The organism is Actinoplanes campanulatus, assembly GCF_014647795.1.
Taxonomy (GTDB): Bacteria; Actinomycetota; Actinomycetes; order Mycobacteriales; family Micromonosporaceae; genus Actinoplanes; species Actinoplanes campanulatus.
The window spans coordinates 324,161-340,346 of the sequence record NZ_BMPW01000006.1 but is presented as its reverse complement, the minus strand read 5'-3'; the positions used below and the strand labels follow the sequence as shown (position 1 = coordinate 340,346).

At 71.2% G+C, this 16,186-nt stretch carries 17 protein-coding genes; 11 read left to right on the top strand and 6 right to left on the bottom strand.

Translation table 11 applies throughout. The annotated features are described in order from the left end of the window. Positions 1-11 precede the first annotated feature (11 nt). From IEZ13_RS14480 to IEZ13_RS14460, 5 genes are all read left to right on the top strand, one after another. Positions 12-731 (top strand): vWA domain-containing protein, encoded by a 720-nt coding sequence (locus IEZ13_RS14480; RefSeq protein WP_183222681.1) that lies wholly within the window; start codon positions 12-14, stop codon positions 729-731. Positions 732-751: 20 nt separating this feature from the next. Further along, positions 752-2,164, top strand: a complete 1,413-nt coding sequence (locus tag IEZ13_RS14475) for a protein phosphatase 2C domain-containing protein (RefSeq protein WP_183222680.1) — start codon at positions 752-754, stop codon at positions 2,162-2,164. Next, positions 2,161-3,300, top strand: a complete 1,140-nt coding sequence (locus IEZ13_RS14470; protein ID WP_183222679.1) for a protein kinase family protein — start codon at positions 2,161-2,163, stop codon at positions 3,298-3,300. The genes IEZ13_RS14475 and IEZ13_RS14470 overlap by 4 nt, the downstream gene beginning before the upstream one ends. Positions 3,301-3,386: 86 nt before the next feature. Then, complete coding sequence (gene valS, locus IEZ13_RS14465; RefSeq protein WP_183222678.1) at positions 3,387-5,918, top strand: valine--tRNA ligase; 2,532 nt, start codon at positions 3,387-3,389, stop codon at positions 5,916-5,918. 23 nt (positions 5,919-5,941) lie between these two features. Next, positions 5,942-6,493: a hypothetical protein gene (locus IEZ13_RS14460; protein ID WP_183222677.1), complete on the top strand. Its 552-nt coding sequence runs from the start codon at positions 5,942-5,944 to the stop codon at positions 6,491-6,493. On the opposite strand, the gene IEZ13_RS14455 is transcribed toward IEZ13_RS14460, so the two are convergent. Then, positions 6,490-7,176, bottom strand: a complete 687-nt coding sequence (locus IEZ13_RS14455; protein WP_372441868.1) for a hypothetical protein — start codon at positions 7,174-7,176, stop codon at positions 6,490-6,492. The genes IEZ13_RS14460 and IEZ13_RS14455 overlap by 4 nt on opposite strands. A 54-nt stretch (positions 7,177-7,230) precedes the next feature. Between IEZ13_RS14455 and rmuC the strand changes: the two genes are divergently transcribed. Continuing rightward, positions 7,231-8,364, top strand: a complete 1,134-nt coding sequence (rmuC, locus tag IEZ13_RS14450; RefSeq protein WP_183222676.1) for a DNA recombination protein RmuC — start codon at positions 7,231-7,233, stop codon at positions 8,362-8,364. Here the strand turns inward: rmuC and IEZ13_RS14445 are convergent. Next, positions 8,361-9,410, bottom strand: a complete 1,050-nt coding sequence (locus IEZ13_RS14445; protein WP_372441869.1) for a 4-hydroxy-3-methylbut-2-enyl diphosphate reductase — start codon at positions 9,408-9,410, stop codon at positions 8,361-8,363. The two genes, rmuC and IEZ13_RS14445, sit on opposite strands and share 4 nt — an antisense overlap. A 9-nt stretch (positions 9,411-9,419) precedes the next feature. On the opposite strand from IEZ13_RS14445, the gene IEZ13_RS14440 reads away from it, so the two are divergent. From IEZ13_RS14440 to IEZ13_RS14425, 4 genes are read left to right on the top strand one after another with little or no spacing between them, the layout of a single operon-like run. Further along, entirely contained in the window at positions 9,420-9,911 is a 492-nt protein-coding gene (locus tag IEZ13_RS14440; protein ID WP_183222674.1) for a hypothetical protein, read from the top strand. 46 nt (positions 9,912-9,957) lie between these two features. Then, on the top strand, positions 9,958-10,500 hold the full coding sequence (locus IEZ13_RS14435; RefSeq protein ID WP_183222673.1) for a hypothetical protein: 543 nt from the start codon (positions 9,958-9,960) through the stop codon (positions 10,498-10,500). A gap of 9 nt (positions 10,501-10,509) precedes the next feature. After that, complete coding sequence (xseA, locus tag IEZ13_RS14430) at positions 10,510-11,736, top strand: exodeoxyribonuclease VII large subunit (RefSeq protein WP_183222672.1); 1,227 nt, start codon at positions 10,510-10,512, stop codon at positions 11,734-11,736. Next, positions 11,736-11,939, top strand: a complete 204-nt coding sequence (locus IEZ13_RS14425; RefSeq protein ID WP_183222671.1) for an exodeoxyribonuclease VII small subunit — start codon at positions 11,736-11,738, stop codon at positions 11,937-11,939. The genes xseA and IEZ13_RS14425 overlap by 1 nt, the downstream gene beginning before the upstream one ends. Before the next feature lie 3 nt (positions 11,940-11,942). Here the strand turns inward: IEZ13_RS14425 and IEZ13_RS14420 are convergent, their stop codons facing one another. Next, positions 11,943-12,497, bottom strand: a complete 555-nt coding sequence (locus IEZ13_RS14420; protein WP_229794682.1) for a DUF4245 domain-containing protein — start codon at positions 12,495-12,497, stop codon at positions 11,943-11,945. A gap of 49 nt (positions 12,498-12,546) precedes the next feature. Between IEZ13_RS14420 and glpX the strand changes: the two genes are divergently transcribed. Continuing rightward, positions 12,547-13,608: a class II fructose-bisphosphatase gene (gene glpX / locus IEZ13_RS14415; RefSeq protein ID WP_260179299.1), complete on the top strand. Its 1,062-nt coding sequence runs from the start codon at positions 12,547-12,549 to the stop codon at positions 13,606-13,608. Between the two features lie 247 nt (positions 13,609-13,855). Here the strand turns inward: glpX and IEZ13_RS14410 are convergent, their stop codons facing one another. The 3 genes from IEZ13_RS14410 to IEZ13_RS14400 all read right to left on the bottom strand — a co-directional run bounded on the left by IEZ13_RS14410 (position 13,856) and on the right by IEZ13_RS14400 (position 16,062). Beyond that, positions 13,856-14,473: a rhomboid family intramembrane serine protease gene (locus tag IEZ13_RS14410; RefSeq protein WP_183222669.1), complete on the bottom strand. Its 618-nt coding sequence runs from the start codon at positions 14,471-14,473 to the stop codon at positions 13,856-13,858. 48 nt (positions 14,474-14,521) lie between these two features. Beyond that, positions 14,522-15,304, bottom strand: a complete 783-nt coding sequence (locus IEZ13_RS14405; RefSeq protein WP_183222668.1) for a S1 family peptidase — start codon at positions 15,302-15,304, stop codon at positions 14,522-14,524. Positions 15,305-15,372: 68 nt separating this feature from the next. Further along, positions 15,373-16,062, bottom strand: coding sequence for an aggregation-promoting factor C-terminal-like domain-containing protein (locus IEZ13_RS14400; RefSeq protein WP_183222667.1), 690 nt, complete (start codon positions 16,060-16,062; stop codon positions 15,373-15,375). Positions 16,063-16,186: the final 124 nt, after the last annotated feature.

Below are 16,186 nucleotides of genomic sequence, written 5' to 3'. Positions count from 1 at the left end.
CAGGAGCGGATATGGCCGACTCACGACAAGCAAATGACGACAGGGTTCTGGCTCTGGCGTTCTATCTCCTGGTCGACGTCTCGTATTCGATGGACGGTGCGCCACTGGACGCGGTGAACCGGATTCTGCCGGAGGTCATCGACACGATCGAGGAGAGCCCGACGCTCGGTGACATCGTGCGGTTCGGGGCGCTCGACTTCGCCGATGACGCGCGGACCGTTCTGCCGCTCGGCGATCTGCGGGATGTGGAGAACATTCCGAGTTTCACGGCTCGCGGCGGCACGTCCTATGCGGCCGCTTTTCGCCAGCTCCGTAAGGACATCGAGCACGATCTGGCGCAGTTGAAGAGCGACGGCTACAAGGTTTACCGGCCGGCGGTCTTCTTCATCACCGACGGCGCGCCGACCGACAACATGACTGATGTGCAGGCGGCGTTCAGCGATCTGACCGATCCGGGTTTCCGGGGCCGTCCCAACATCATTCCGTTCGGGGTGTCGCCGTCGCTGTCGAAGGCGGTGCTGGATCCGTGGGTGTCGCCGAAGCCGGCGGAGAGCAACAAGGCGATGCGCAGTTACGTCTACAACGGGGCCGGTGACGCGGCGACGGCGATCAAGCAGATCGCCGAGGTGCTGATCAGCAGCATCGTGGCGTCGGCGACGTCGGTGAACGACGCGGGTGCGGCGGGCGGGTTCGTGCCTCCGGACGACGACGACCTGGACGACTGGATCTAGCGCGGGGACGACGGATCGGCATGGTCAATCGGAGGAAGCCGCAGGAGCCCGAGCCGACGAGGGTGGAGTTCGCGCCGCATGTCCCGGCGAACCGGCCGGAGTCGTGGGAGGAGACCTGGGAGGAGCCGCCGGAGAGCGGGCCGTCCGGCCGGGAGATTCCCGAACCGGAGGCGCCGGCACCGGCCCGGCGCTCGCGGGGGCAGGTGTATGTCTCCCGCCGGCATGAGGTGGATCGGTACGACGAGCCGGACGAGGACGCGCGGTACGCCGATCCGGCTCCGCCGCAGGATCCGTACGAGTCGTTCGAGCTGCCACCACACCACGACGGCGGCGGGCAGGGGTACGAGGAGCCGCTCCGGCACGAGGAGGAGGCCGCCGAGGTGACCGCTCCGGAGGAGGAGTGGGACACGGCGCCGGCCCCGCGGCGGCCCGAGGAGGACGAGGATCGGGCCCGGCCGTGGGAGCGGTATCCGAACGACCGCTGGGTGGTCGGCGACGCCGGGAACCAGCCGGCGGTGCGGCCACGGGTGCCGCACAAGTTCCGTAATCCGCCGCCGGACACGGTGATCGACGGGGCGGAGATCGGCTCGATCTCGTACCGTGCGGCGTCGGTGCGCGGCATCAGTCATCAGGAGCGGGGTGAGCCGCGGCAGGACGCGTACGCCGTGCATTTCACGCGTGACCAGGACTGGCTGGTGGGGTGCATCTCGGACGGGGTGTCGCAGGGGACGCGCTCGCACGAGGCGGCGGCGGCCATCTGTGAGCGGATCAGCCGCGCGCTGGTGGATCATCTGATCGCGTCGCCGCCGTCGGCGGACAGCGGGCGCTGGCCGGAGGAGATCGGGAGCATCCGGTGGAGGGACGCGGTCCGGTCGGCGAACGCCGCGGTGTGTGAGCTGGCCCGGCCGTACCTGCGGAAGTCGGCGCAGAAGCGGGGTGGGCCGCCGCCGGTGGATCCGGCGGATCCGGTGCCGTTCGCGCAGGCCCGGCTGATCATGTCGGGGACGGCGCTGGCGTTCGTGGTGGCGACGGAGCCGTCGCCGAACGGCACGTTCCGGGCGATGTTGGCGAATGTGGCGGGTGATTCGGCGGCGTTCGTGGTGCAGGACGGGCACTGGCTGCCGCTCACGATGATCAAGAATGAGGGCGAGGCGATCTTCTCCAGTTCGGTGAAGGCGCTGCCGGCCGAGACCGAGGTGCACGCGAAGCCGTTCTACCTGGAGCCGGGCCAGCCGTTGATCATGATGACGGACGGGCTCGGTGATCCGCTGGGGGCGGCCCGGGGCGCGGTGAGCCGGTTCCTCGGCACCCATTGGCACACGCCTCCGGACCTGCTGGCATTCGCGCAGCATCTGGCGTTCTACCGCAAGACGTTCACCGACGACCGTACGGCCGTGGTGGTGTGGCCGGGCCCGGTCCGGAGCGGGCGATGACCGCTCCGCTGGAGTTGACGCTGGATCAGCTCGGCCGGTTGGACGAGCTGGCCCGCGGCGGCACGGCGACCGTCTATCTCGCCCCGGAGTTGCGGCTGCCGGGCCTGGATGACGAGCGGTTCGTCTACAAGAAGTACAACGAGGCCACGAAGCAGAGCGCGGGGCCGTCGCTGGGCACCGGTCTGTCGAATTTCGTGCGGTTCCGGGAGCGGCTGCCGGAGGAGCAGCGGGAGGCGTGGGACGCGCGGATCATCTGGCCGGTGTCGGTGGTGCTGGACGATTCCGGCGCCGCCGACGGGGTGATCATGCGGTTGATCCCGGAGCGGTATTTCCAGGAGTTCACCAAGCGGGCCGGTGGGGTCAACCGGAAGCCGCGTGAGGTGGAGACGCTGTTCGGCGACGACGTGACGTCGGCGCGGAAGGGTCTGCCGGGGGTCGATCTGCCGGCGCGGATCCGGCTGATCCGGGCGATCGCCGCAGCGTACGGAATGATGCACAAGCAGAACGTGGTGGTGGGCGACATCTCCGGCCGCAACATCATCTACGACCCGGATCCGGCCCGGCCGAGCATCATGGTGGTGGATGTCGACAGCGCCCGGATCAAGGGCAACCGGGCGGTTTTCGGGATGCAGCCGCACACCCCGAACTGGCAGCCGCCGGAGGCGCTGCTGGCGAGCGCGGCCCTGCAACGGGCGTCCCGGTCGTCGCCGTCCCCGCCGGTGGAGATGCTGGACCGGCTGCGCAGCCGGTGGGCGATCCAGACGACGGCCACGGATGTGTACAAGTTCGCCCTGATGACGGTGCGCATCCTCAGCAACGGCCGGGGTGGCGCGGTGAGCCGGGATCCGGCGCGGGCGCGCGGCGTCCTGAAGGCCCGGATCGGCGACACCGCCGCCGATCTGCTGGACGCGAGCTTCTCCGACGACGCGAAGCAACGGCCGACCATGCGCGACTGGTACGACGCCCTCCAGCACCGCAAGCCGGGGTCGAAGACGCCGTCCCCACGAGTGGCCGCGGACGAGACGCCGGCGGTGGCGAAGACGTCCACGCTGCTGGCGAACGGCCATCAGGTCGGCCAGTGGGTGTGGGTCGAGGGCCAGGGCTGGGTGCGGCGGAGCTCCCGGCCGCGGCCTTGACAGCCGGTCCGGGCGGTTGCCGTCCAGTGCGGAGGGACGGCGGAAACGCCTGGCCGGTCCGGCCGGGTCGTCCTACGCTGACCGGCATGACTGATACGGGAACCGGGCGCCACGGTCTCCCCGAGAAGCCGTCACTGGACGGCCTCGAGGACCGGTGGGCGCCGCGCTGGCAGGAGGAGGGCACGTACGCGTTCGACCGTTCCAAGGAGCGGGCCGACGTGTACGCGATCGACACACCTCCGCCGACCGTATCCGGCTCGTTGCACGTCGGCCACGTCTTCTCGTACACGCACACCGACACGATCGCCCGCTTCCAGCGGATGCGCGGCAGGACCGTCTTCTATCCGATGGGTTTCGACGACAACGGGCTGCCGACCGAGCGGCGGGTGCAGAACCTGTTCGGTGTCCGATGTGACCCGTCGCTGCCCTACGACCCGGACTGGAAGCCGTCGGCGGGCGGCGGCGAGGAGCGGATCTCGCGGCGCAACTTCGTCGAGCTGTGCGGCCGGCTGACCGTCGAGGACGAGAAGGGTTTCGAGGCGCTGTGGCGGCGGCTCGGGCTGTCGGTCGACTGGGGGCTGACCTACACGACGATCGGCGCCACGGCGCGGGCCGTCTCGCAGCGGGCGTTCCTGGCGAACCTGGCGGCCGGTCAGGCGTACACGGCGGAGGCCCCGACGCTGTGGGACGTCGGGTTCCGCACCGCCGTCGCCCAGGCCGAACTGGAGGACCGGGAGCGCCCGGGGGCGTACCACAGGCTGCGCTTCCACGGCCCGGACGGGCCCGTCGAGATCGACACCACCCGGCCGGAGCTGCTGCCGGCGTGTGTCGCCCTGGTGCGTCATCCGGACGATCCCCGCTTCGCGGGTCTCACCTCCGTGCGGACCCCGTTCTTCGACGTCGAGGTCCCGGTCCGTGCCCACCCGCTCGCCGACCCGGGCAAGGGTACGGGGATGGCGATGGTCTGCACGTTCGGCGACCTGACCGACGTCACCTGGTGGCGCGACCTGGCTCTGGACACGCGGGTGGTCCTGGGCCGGGACGGCCGGTTCCTGCCGGACGCCCCGCCCGGTGTTCCGGTCGCCGCCTACCGTGGGCTGGCCGGGCTGACCGTGGCGGCGGCCCGCGCCGAGACGGTCCGGCTGCTGCGCGAGTCCGGCGACCTGATCGGCGAGCCGCGCCCGGTCACGCATCCGGTCAAGTTCTACGAGCGCGGCGACCGGCCGTTGGAGATCGTCACGAGCCGGCAGTGGTTCATCCGCAACGGTGGGCGCGACGCCGGGCTGCGGGAGCGGCTGCTGGCCCGGGGCCGGGAGCTGCGGTGGACGCCGGAGAGCATGCGGCACCGCTACGACCACTGGGTGGGTGGCCTGACCGGGGACTGGCTGATCAGCCGGCAGCGGTTCTTCGGCGTGCCCATCCCGATCTGGTACGCGCTGGACGCCCACGGCGAACCCGACCACACCCGGCTGCTCGTCCCGGACGACGCGGCGCTGCCGGTGGACCCGTCGTCGGACTGCCCACCGGGCTACGTCGAGGATCAGCGGGACGTCCCGGGCGGGTTCACCGCCGACCCGGACGTCATGGACACGTGGGCCACGTCGTCGCTGTCACCGCAGATCGTCACCGGCTGGAGCACCGACGCCGACCTGCACGCCCGCACGTACCCGATGGATCTTCGCCCGCAAGGCCAGGAGATCATCCGGACCTGGCTGTTCTCCTCGGTGCTGCGGGCCGACCAGCTCGGCGACAGTCTGCCGTGGCGGCGGGCCGTGCTGTCCGGCTGGATCCTCGACCCGGACCACAAGAAGATCTCCAAGTCGCTGGGCAATGCCGTCGAGACGCCGATCCAGCTGCTCGAACAGTACGGGTCGGACGCGGTCCGCTACTGGGCGGCGAGCGGCCGGCCGGGCGCCGACCTGGCGTTCGAGCCGGCTCAGCTGAAGGTCGGGCGGCGGCTGGCGACCAAGCTGCTGAACGCGTCGAGGTTCGCGCTCGGGCTGGGCGCGGCGGCGGCGCTGCGGCAGCCGGTCACCGAACCGCTGGACCGGGCCATGCTGGGCCGGCTGGCCGAGGTGGTCGTCACGGCGACGACGGCGTTCGACGAGTACCAGCACACCGACGCGTTGCAGGCCACCGAGACGTTCTTCTGGACGTTCTGCGACGACTACATCGAGCTGGTCAAGGACCGGGCGTACGCGCAGGGCCCGGGCGGCGACTCGGCCCGGGCGGCGCTGGCGGCCGGGCTGTCGGTGCTGTTGCGGCTGTTCGCGCCGTTCCTGCCGTACGTCACCGAGGAGGTCTGGTCGTGGTGGCGTTACGGCTCGGTGCACCGCTCGACCTGGCCGACGAGGTACGAGCTGACCCGGGTGGCGCCGGAGAGCGATCCGGGTCTGCTGGACCTGGCCGGTGAGGCGCTGCGGCAGGTCCGCCGGGCCAAGTCGGACCGAAAGCTGTCGATGCGGACGGAGATCCCGCTGGCCGAGGCGCTCGGCCCGGCCGACATGCTGGACCGGCTCGCGCTGATCGACGGCGACTTCCGGGCGGCCGGCCGGATCGGCAAGCTGGACCTGCTCCGGGACCGCACCCCGGAGCTGGTGATCGCCTGCGCATTCTGAGCGGGGCCGCCACCATAGGAGGCATGTCGCTCACCCCTGAGGAGGTTCGGGCCCCGGCCCGCGACGCGGTGGTGTTCCGGTCGTCGCGGGCCCGGACCTTCGTCGTCGTGTTCGCCGTGCTGATGGCCGCCTACCTGGTGGTGTCGCCGCTCGTCGACTGGTTCACCGGGGGCACCGGCGACCCGTGGTGGGCGATCCTGCTCCAGGGGGTGCTGGTCGGGGCGGTCTTCGCCGGCGCCTACGCGCTGTCCGCCCGGGCCGCTCTCACCACCTGGGTGCGGGTGTCCTCCGCCGGCCTGGAGCTGGCCTCGCAGGAGTCCGACCCGATCCTGCTGGACTGGGGCGACATCGTGGCCGTGGTGTTCCGGCGGGACGGGCTGCGGACCGTGCTCGAGGTGCTGCCGGCCGGCATGGACAGCGTGCACCCGGTGCAGGGGGGCGCCACCGGCGGCCCGGCGCTGGCCGACACCCCGCGCGGTCCGGTGTTCACCGCCGACGTCACCCAGATCTGGCCGAGCCCGCGCGCGCTGCGCCGCGAGATCGCCCGCCGCACGCGAGGCGAGAAGCGGGGCTAGAAGTCGCCGCCGAAATCCCCGAAGTCGCCGAAATCGCCACCGAAGGCATCGCCGGCGTCGCCGCCGAAGTCCATGTCACCGAACCCGGGTGACAGCAGCGCGTCGAAGATCAGCATGCCGCCGAGCACTCCGGCGCCGGCGCCGAGCGCTGTCTTCCACACCGGCGTCGAATACCAACCGGCCGGCACCGGCCGCCCCTGCACCCGCCCGCCCGGGTAGTAGTAGGGGGTGTCGGCGCCCGGCCGCGGCCCCGCCTTGTAGGAGTGCCCCTCGACCGTCACCTCGCGCTCCTGGGTGATCTGCCCGGCGCCCTGGGCGGCGTGCAGCGGCGGCAGGTCGGGGCCCGGGTCGAGGCCCATGGCCAGGCGGGCGGCCCGCACATAGGTGAGGCCCTCCAGCGCCGACTCCCGGGCCAGCGCGAACTGCCGGACCGAATTGGCCTGTTGCAGTTGACCGCCGGCGGCGTTGTAGCGCTCGGCCGCGTCGGCGAGTGCCTGCCGGGCGGCCGGTTCCTCGGAGCTGAGGTTCATCACCTGGCCGCCGAGCCGCTCGTACCACCGCTGGGCCTCGGCGCGGGCGTCGTCGAGTTGCGTCTGGCGGCGGGCCTGCCCGCTGCGCTGCACGGCGGCGATCAACAGCAGCACCATCGCGACGATGGCCAGGAGCAGCAACACGCGCATCATGTTTTCCACGCTACCCCCGCCTGTCGTGTCCGGGCTTTCTGGCAATCTGCGGTGGTGACGTTCTCGACACTGGCCGTGGTCCTCGCCTGTCTCGCCGCCGGGGCGGCGATCGGCTGGCTCGCCGCGCGGGCCCGCGCCGCCACCGACATCGCCCGCCTGGAGGCGACGCTGGAGGCCGCCCGGGAGGGTGAGCAGCGGCTGGAGCAGTCGCTGCGGGCGCTGTCCTATGAGGCGACCGCCCAGTCCCAGGAGGCGGTGGCCCGGGCCGTCGCTCCACTGCACGACACCCTGCAACGGTACGAGCAGCGCGTCGCCCAGCTCGAGCACGACCGGGTAGACGCCTACGCGGAGCTGCGCGAACAGGTGCGGTCGATGGGTGTGGTCTCGGGTGAGCTGCGCACCGAGACCCGGCAGCTGGTGGCCGCGCTGCGGGCCCCGCAGGTGCGCGGCCGCTGGGGCGAGCACCAGTTGCGGCGCATCGTCGAGGCGGCCGGGCTGCTGGAGCACTGCGACTTCGCCGAGCAGGTGACCGCCGCCACCGACGAGCAGGGGGTGCGGCCCGACCTGGTGGTCCGGCTGCACGGCGGGCGGACCGTGGTGGTCGACGCGAAGGCCCCGCTGGAGGGCTATCTGTCGGCGATGGAGGCCCGCGACGAGCACACCCGCGACGGGCACCTCGACCAGCACGCCCGGCACCTGCGGCTGCACGTGGACGCGCTGTCCGGGAAACGGTACTGGTCGGCGTTCGAGTCGGCGCCCGACTTCGTGGTGCTGTTCGTGCCGGCCGACCCGTTCCTGGACGCCGCCCTGCAACGGGACCCGGCGCTCATGGAGCACGCCTTCCGCCGCAACATCGTGCTGGCCACCCCGGCCACGCTGATCGCCATGCTGCGGACCGTCGCCTACTCGTGGCGGCAGGAGGCGCTGACCCGCAACGCCGCCGCCGTGCACGGGCTGGCCCGCGAGCTCTACGGGCGGCTGTCCACCCTCGGCGACCATGTGGACAAGCTGGGGACATCGCTGTCCGCGGCGGTCGGCGCCTACAACCGGGCGGTCGGCTCACTGGAGTCGCGGGTGCTGGTCAGCGCCCGCAAGCTGGCCGAGATGGGCGTCTCCGACGAGGAGCTGCTCCCGCCCGTTCAGGTGGAGGTGGCTCCCCGCCAGCCGCAGGCTCCCGAACTCAGCTAGCTCGCCTTCCCCGCGGCTTTCATGTCGCGGCGCAGCTCCTGCGGCAGCGAGAAGGTGAGGCGCTCCTCGGCCGTGGTGAACTCGGTGACCTCGCCGAAGCCGCGTTCGGCGAGGTGCGCGAGCACCTCCATGACCAGTTCGTCGGGCACGCTGGCGCCGGACGAGACGCCGACCGTGGTGGCGCCGGCCAGCCACTCGTCCTGGATCTCCGAGGCGTAGTCGACCAGGTGACCGGCCCGGGCGCCGGCGCCGAGAGCCACCTCGACCAGGCGGACCGAGTTGGACGAGTTGGTGGAGCCGACCACGATCACCACGTCGCACTCCGGCGCGATCTCCTTGATCACGTGCTGCCGGTTCGAGGTGGCGTAGCAGATGTCGTCGCTCGGCGGCGACTGGAGCAGCGGCAGCCGCGTCTTGAGGCGGGCCACCGTCTCCATGGTCTCGTCGACGCTGAGCGTGGTCTGGGACAGCCACACCACCTTCGCCGGGTCGCGGACCACCACGTTGTCCACGTCGTCGGGGCCGTCGACGAGCTGGATGTGCTCGGGAGCCTCGCCGGCGGTGCCGATGACCTCCTCGTGGCCCTCGTGGCCGATGAGCAGGATGTCGTAGTCGGCGGCGGCGAACCGTTTGGCCTCGTGGTGCACCTTCGTCACCAGCGGGCAGGTCGCGTCGATCGCCTTGAGGTTGCGCTCACGGGCCTGGTCGTGCACCTCGGGCGCCACGCCGTGGGCGGAGAACACCACGGTCGAGCCCTCGGGAACCTCGAAGTTCTCCTCGACGAAGATCGCGCCGCGGGCCTCGAGGGTGCTGACCACGTGCTTGTTGTGCACGATCTGCTTGCGCACGTAGACCGGGGCGCCGTAGAGCTTCAGCGCCTCCTCGACGGTCTGCACGGCGCGGTCGACACCGGCGCAGTAGCCACGCGGCTTGGCGAGCAACACCCGCTTACGAGGTTCAGTCACCCGGCCATGGTACGTGCCCCGCCGGGCGCCCCGCCGCTCTGCGATCAGCGCCACAACCGCCGGCTGGCGCGGCCTTGCCATACTGCGCGCATGACGGTGACCGAGAAGGTCGACATGGTGGGGCCGGCCCGCGCGGCGATCGGTCTGATCAGCCTGGTCCTCGGCGGGTTCTGGCTGGTCATGAGCCCGAACGGCGGCGACCTGACGGACGCGTTCATGGGTGCCGTGGTGGCCGCCGGCGGGCTGGTGCTGCTGCTGTGGCATCGGCTCGGGCTGTCCGGACGGCTCGTCTCGGTCGCCGCGGGGGCGGCCGGGGTGACCGGGACTCTGGCCGGCCTGACCGTGTATGCCAGCGGCATCTGCTGCATGTTCAGTTTCGGCGAGTCGCGTGGCTGGCCGCTGACCTGGCTGGGCCGGGGCGCGGTGGCCGACACGTCGGACGAGGCGATCCGGCTCGCCCGGCTCGAGTCGTGGGGCGTCTACCCGACGGATCTGCTCATCGACCTGGTCGTCTGGGCGTACGCGGGAATGGTCCTGGCGGTTTTGATCGGTCTCGTCGTGAGGGCCATCCGCAGCCGGTAAGCCCGTTTTGGCCCGGATAAGCGGTTAGCGGCTTGATAATCGGTACGTGAACGCGAAGTTGTGGCCCTCGATTCCGGCCGTCCTCCGCGTGATGGCCGGCTGGTTCCTGCTCGGCATCGGCGTGCTGAACCTGGCGGTCTCGGCCGACGGTGGCCTCACCGACACCTTCCTGATCTTTCATCTGGTCCTGGTGGCCGGCGGCGTGCTGCTGCTGATGCGGCGGCGGCTGATCCCGAGCCGGCCCGGGATCGTGGTGGGCGCCGTTCTCACCCTGGCCGCGATGGTGGCGACCGCCATCCCCACCACGACGCGGTGCTGCATGGCGGAGTACCCGGCGCGGCACGGCTTCCCGTACCCATTCCTGGGCATCGACGGCGGCGTGCACGTGGACGTCAAGTACCTGGTCGCCGACCTGGTCTTCTGGGCCTGTGCCGGGCTGCTCGCGCTGGCCGTGATCGCGCTCGTCGAGGCCCTCCTGCCGGAGCGGCGCACGCCGGTCGATCTGACCCGGTACGGCGGCCACGCCGAGCCCCGCGTGAGGGACACCGCCGAGGATCGCACCGGCGAAAATGTCGGAGGGCTTACGTAGTCTGGCCGGGTGAACGAGCCCGACAGCACGGCGCGCAGCACCCCCGAGGATCCGTGGCCGGTCCGCGTGGTCAGCCAGAAGATCAGCGGGTGGATAGCCAAACTCGGCTGGGTGTGGGTCGACGGGCAGGTCGCGCAGATCAGCCGCCGCCCCGGCTCCGGCGTGGTGTTCCTGACCCTGCGTGACCCGTCGGCCGATCTGAGCCTCACCGTGACGGCACACCGTGACGTGCTGGACGCCGGCGCCCCCGAGCTGTCCGAGGGCGCCCGGGTGACGATGCACGCCAAGCCGGAGTTCTACCCGGCCCGGGGCACGCTCAGCCTGCGCGCCGACGAGATCCGTCAGGTCGGTCTCGGCGAGCTGCTGGCCCGGCTGGAGAAGCTGAAGCGGCTGCTGGCCGCGGAGGGCCTGTTCGCCCGCGAGCGCAAGCGGCGGCTGCCGTTCCTGCCGCGGCGGATCGGCCTGATCACCGGCCGGGCCAGCGCCGCCGAGCGCGACGTGCTGATGAACGCGCGGCGCCGCTGGCCGTCGGTGGACTTCCGGGTGATCAACGTGCCGGTGCAGGGCGCCACCGCGGTGCCGCCGATCATCGACGCGCTCAAGGTGCTCGACCACGACGACACCGTCGACGTGATCGTCATCGCCCGGGGCGGCGGCAGCGTGGAGGATCTGCTGCCGTTCTCCGACGAGGCGCTGTGCCGGGCGGTGTTCGCGGCGCGCACGCCGGTGGTCAGCGCGATCGGCCACGAGACCGACACGCCGCTGCTCGACTACGTGGCCGACCTGCGCGCGTCCACCCCGACCGACGCGGCCAAGCGCATCGTGCCCGACCTGGCCGAGGAGCAGAAGCTGATCACCCACGCCCGGGCCCGCCTGGACCGGGCGGTGATCACCCTGATCGACCGGGAGCGGCAGCGGATCGAGGCGTGGCGGTCCCGGCCGGTGCTGGCCCGCCCCGAGGTGCTGCTCGACCAGCGGGGCGCCGAGGTGACGGCGCTGCGCGACCGGGCCGGGCGCAGCCTGGAGCACCGGCTGCGCCGCGCCGACGACGCGCTGGAGCACACCCTGGCCCGGCTGCGCGCCCTGTCGCCGGCCAAGACGTTGGAGCGCGGTTACGCGATCGTGCAACGCCCCGACGGTCACGTGGTCCGCTCCGCGGACGAGGTGGCCGCGGGTGACCTTCTTCGGATCCGGCTCGCCGAGGGCGAGCTGCAGGCAGCGGTGGTGGAGAGCTGATGAGCGACGAGCAGCTGACGTACGAGCAGGCCCGCACCGAGCTGGCGACAGTGGTGGAGCGGCTGGAGCAGGGCGGCGGCACCCTGGAGGAGTCGCTGGCCCTGTGGGAGCGCGGCGAGAAGCTGGCCGACGTGTGCCGCCGCTGGCTGGACGGCGCCCGCGAGCGCATCGAGACCGCTCGCGCCGCCCGCACCGACGACTAGGCGCTAGGACAGCGACGAGGCCAGCTTCTCCAGGTTCTCGGTGTCGCTGTCGTCACCGATGATCACGATGGTCCGGGCCGGCTCGGTGAAGATCAGCGCGGTCTCGCCGGGCCGCCCGGCGTACTGCATCCACACCCGCTCGTCGGTGCGGTGGGCGCCGACCCGCTTGCCCGAGCCGCCGACCTCGGCCGGGATCAGCGTGGTCGCGGCGACGGTGCTCTGGACGAGCTGCATGGCCTTGCCGGCCGGGCCGACGTAGCCGATGCGCAGCGTGGCGCCGCCGTCGACGCGGCGGAAGGCGGCCGACGAGACGTGCCAGTCGTCCTCACCGAGCCCCCGCGGCTGGGCCACCGGGAACTCCCGCTGGGCCGTCTGGATCGTCTCGGCCGGATCGATGGAGATCGGCTTGTCGCCGTCCAGCACCACCCGGTAGAAGGTGAGGAACAGCGCGATCGGCACCAGCAGCACCAACAGCGACATCATCATGTCGCGCGGCGACCGGCCCTCCCGGGTGGAAAGGCGAGGCGAAGGCTGGGGTCCGGCTGGGGTTGGTTCCACCCCGCCATTGTTAACCATGTCGCTGAACCGAGACTTGGCACGTCCCGAGATGCCAGGATCAGGAGAATTGACAGCCCCGCAACGTCGCGAGGAGGCCGCCGTGCCCGCCCGAGTCCCTCAGGACCTCGACCGCAACATCGCCCTCGACCTCGTCCGCGTGACCGAAGCCGCCGCGATGGCGGCCGGCCGCTGGGTCGGCCGCGGTGACAAGAACGGCGGTGACGGCGCCGCCGTCGACGCCATGCGCAAACTCATCAACTCGATCCAGATGCGCGGCGTCGTCGTCATCGGTGAGGGCGAGAAGGATGAGGCGCCCATGCTCTTCAACGGGGAGCGGGTCGGCGACGGCACCGGCCCCGAGGTGGACGTCGCGGTCGACCCGATCGACGGCACGACGCTGATGAGCAAGGGCATGCCCGGCGCGATCGCGGTGCTCGCGGTGGCCGAGCGCGGCGCCATGTTCGACCCGAGCGCGGTCTTCTACATGGACAAGATCGCCGTCGGCCCGGACTGCGCCGACGTGATCGACATCGACGCAGGCGTGAAGGAGAACCTGCGCCGCATCGCCAAGGCCAAGCGGTCCAGCGTCTCCGACGTGACGGTGTGCATCCTCGACCGCCCGCGCCACACGAAGCTGGTCGAGGAGGTGCGGCAGGCCGGCGCCAACATCAAGTTCATTTCGGACGGTGACATCGCCGGCGCCATCTCCGCGGCCCGCCTGGAGTCCGATGTGGATGTGCTGATGGGCATCGGCGGCACGCCGGAGGGCATCACCGCGGCCTGTGCGCTCAAATGTCTCGGCGGCATGATCCAGGCCAAGCTGTGGCCGCTGGACGACACCGAGCGGGAGAAGGCGATCGCCGGCGGGCACGACCTCGACCGCGTCCTGACCACCGACGACCTGGTCACCGGCGACAACTGCTTCTTCGTGGCGACCGGCGTGACCGGCGGCGACCTGCTCAAGGGCGTCCGCTACCGCTCCGGCGGCGCGCACACCCAGTCGATCGTGATGCGGTCCAAGAGCGGCACCATCCGGGTCATCGACTCCTACCACCGACTGGAGAAACTCGCCCTCTACTCGGCGGTCGACTTCGACGGCCGAGGAGTCTGATTGCTCCGCTGGGCCTGATGGCTCCGCTGGGCCTGATGGCTCCGCTAGGCCTGATGGCTCCGCTTCGCTCCGCGGCAAAACGCCTTGTAACCGGTGTCGAGGCAGGCGATTTCCCGCCGCCAGCAAACCCCGCTGGCGTCGGCAAATCGCTTGCCTCGACACCGGCGGCGTTTTGCGGGGCAGGGTGAGTGCACCGCCGTTCAGCTCAGCGTGACCGTTTTGTGAGTGGGCGAGGCGCCGTTGGAGATCAGCGGCGGCGGAAGATGATCGCGGCGATGACGCCGCCGAGCAGGCCGAGCCCGTGCCCCTGCCAGGAGATCCGCTGGTCGGTGGGCAGGATGTTGAAGAACTGGTACCAGTACAGCAGGCCGATGAACGCGGCCACCGCCAGATGCCACCAGCTGCGCTCGACCAGGCCACGGGTCAGCAGCAACCCGAGATAGCCGAAGATCACACCGCTGGCGCCGACCACCACCGTGTCCGGGTCGCCGACGAACCAGACGCCGAGCCCGGCGACCAGCATGATCAGGGCGGTCGACCAGAGGAACCGGCGCGCTCCCCCGGCCAGCACGAACGTGCCGAGCAGGATGAGCGGGACGGCGTTGCCGTACAGATGCTCCCAGTCGCCGTGCAGGAACGGGCTGAACAGCACCCCGTCGAGCCCCGCCACGGTGTGCGGGATGATGCCGCCGGCCACGTCGAGCGTGCCGGCGCCGAGGGCGACGTCGATCGCCTCGATCAGGAACAGCGCCGGGACCACGGCGCACATCGTCACGAACGCGCGCCCCAGCGACGCGTAGAAAGCCTCGGTGCCGAAACGCCCCGCATCGTCGGTGCGTGCGCCGGCTGCCCACCCGTACCCCATGCATCGATGGTCGCAGGGCGGCGCATCCTCGGCCACCGGAAGAGGCGGTCAGCTCAGTTTGCGGACGGCTTCCCGGATCGCCCCCCGATAGACCGAGATCTGCGTGTAGACACCGAAATATCCGTCCCGCGCACAACCCAGCCCCCAGCTGACGATCCCGACCTGCGCCCAGCGCCCGGCCCGGTCCCGGCGCACCATGGGCCCGCCGGAATCGCCCTGGCAGGTGTCGACGCCCCGCCGCCCGGCACAGATCGACTTCTCCTTCATCACTTTGACGCCGACCTTGCGGTACGCGGCCGCGCACTCGGCGTCCGGGATCGTCGGCACGTTCGCGTAGTGCAGGCGGCGTTCCTGCTGCGGCGAGCTCTCCCGGGTCTGCCCCCACCCCATCACCGTGAAGGTGCCCTGGTCGGCGTCGTCGGCGACGAGTTCCAGCGTGGGCAGGGCCAGTTCGCGTTCCAGGCGCACCACCGCCCAGTCGTCTCCGGAGGTCTCGGTCACGAAGTCCGGCGAACGGTAGACCTCGACGGATTTCACGGTGATCGCCTGCCGGGACTCCAGGTCGGTGGAGCCGGCGGTCACGGTGATGCGGTCGTTGGGCCCGGTCGGCCCCACGCAGTGCCCGGCGGTGAGCACCACCCGGGGCGCGGTGAGGGCGCCGCCACAGCCCATCGAGAGCCGCACCGCCCAGGGGAACCGGCCGTTCCCGGCGATCTTGCCGCCGACCACCTCACGGACCGGTGGTTTCGCGGTCTCGGCGCGGGCGTCGCTTCCACCCGGTGTGACCGAAACCAGGACCGCGAGCAGACAAAAACCCGCTTTGGGGACCATATGGACATTGGATCACAGCGAAAACGGGGCTGCGCGGATTGCCGCGCAGCCCCGTCAACGAGCTCGAATCAGTACCAGCCGACGTCCTGTGAGTGACCCCAGGCGCCACACGGAGTGTCGTAACGGCCCTCGATGTAGCCGAGACCCCACTTGATCTGGGTGGCCGGGTTGGTCTTCCAGTCGTCCGCGACCGAGGCCATCTTGCTGCCCGGCAGAGCCTGCGGAATCCCGTACGCCCCGGAGGAGCTGTTCTCGGCCTTGTAGTTCCAGCCGCTCTCCTTCTTCCACAGCTTGTCCAGGCAGGGGAACTGGTCGAGGCCGAAACCCGCGTCGAGCATCAGGGCGCAGCCGATCTCCCGGCTGCCGTTGTACTCGTTGCAGGACGACGGGATCTCCCCGGTGAAGACGACCGGGCCGGACGCCTCCTCGGCCTTCTTGGCCTCCTCGGCCTCCTTGGCCTCGATGACCTTCTTCTCCAGCGTGCGCGCCTTGGACGCGGCGGCCTTGACCTCGCTGGCCGCCTTGGCCGCGGCGGCCTCCTCGGCCTGCACCCGGTGCGCCCGGGCCGCGGCGTGATCCGCCTGACGCTGTTTCAGCAGCCGGATCTCGTCCTGGTTGGCCTGCGCGACGAGTTGAGCTTCGGCGCCCTGCTGCTGGACATCCCGGTCCTGGCCGAGGTACACGCCGCCGGCGAGACCCGCGACGAGAAGACCGACGGACGCAGCACGAACTCCGAGCCGGCTCCAGAGCCGCTTCACGAAGATTCCCTTCGTCGGGGGCAATGACACGGCGCGTCCGCTCAGGGCGAATCGCGCCGGGAGCACCGCGACCCGACCGGGGCCACCAGATGGCGCTCGCCAAAGACCATGGCGCAAGGTGAAG

Coding starts and splice junctions, on each gene's coding strand:
- IEZ13_RS14480 (WP_183222681.1), top strand. CDS start 12: ATGGCCGACTCACGACAAGCAAATGACGACAGGGTTCTGGCTCTGGCG.
- IEZ13_RS14475 (WP_183222680.1), top strand. CDS start 752: ATGGTCAATCGGAGGAAGCCGCAGGAGCCCGAGCCGACGAGGGTGGAG.
- IEZ13_RS14470 (WP_183222679.1), top strand. CDS start 2,161: ATGACCGCTCCGCTGGAGTTGACGCTGGATCAGCTCGGCCGGTTGGAC.
- valS (WP_183222678.1), top strand. CDS start 3,387: ATGACTGATACGGGAACCGGGCGCCACGGTCTCCCCGAGAAGCCGTCA.
- IEZ13_RS14460 (WP_183222677.1), top strand. CDS start 5,942: ATGTCGCTCACCCCTGAGGAGGTTCGGGCCCCGGCCCGCGACGCGGTG.
- IEZ13_RS14455 (WP_372441868.1), bottom strand. CDS start 7,176: ATGATGCGCGTGTTGCTGCTCCTGGCCATCGTCGCGATGGTGCTGCTG.
- IEZ13_RS14445 (WP_372441869.1), bottom strand. CDS start 9,410: ATGGCAAGGCCGCGCCAGCCGGCGGTTGTGGCGCTGATCGCAGAGCGG.
- IEZ13_RS14440 (WP_183222674.1), top strand. CDS start 9,420: ATGACGGTGACCGAGAAGGTCGACATGGTGGGGCCGGCCCGCGCGGCG.
- IEZ13_RS14425 (WP_183222671.1), top strand. CDS start 11,736: ATGAGCGACGAGCAGCTGACGTACGAGCAGGCCCGCACCGAGCTGGCG.
- glpX (WP_260179299.1), top strand. CDS start 12,547: ATGCCAGGATCAGGAGAATTGACAGCCCCGCAACGTCGCGAGGAGGCC.
- IEZ13_RS14410 (WP_183222669.1), bottom strand. CDS start 14,473: ATGGGGTACGGGTGGGCAGCCGGCGCACGCACCGACGATGCGGGGCGT.
- IEZ13_RS14405 (WP_183222668.1), bottom strand. CDS start 15,304: ATGGTCCCCAAAGCGGGTTTTTGTCTGCTCGCGGTCCTGGTTTCGGTC.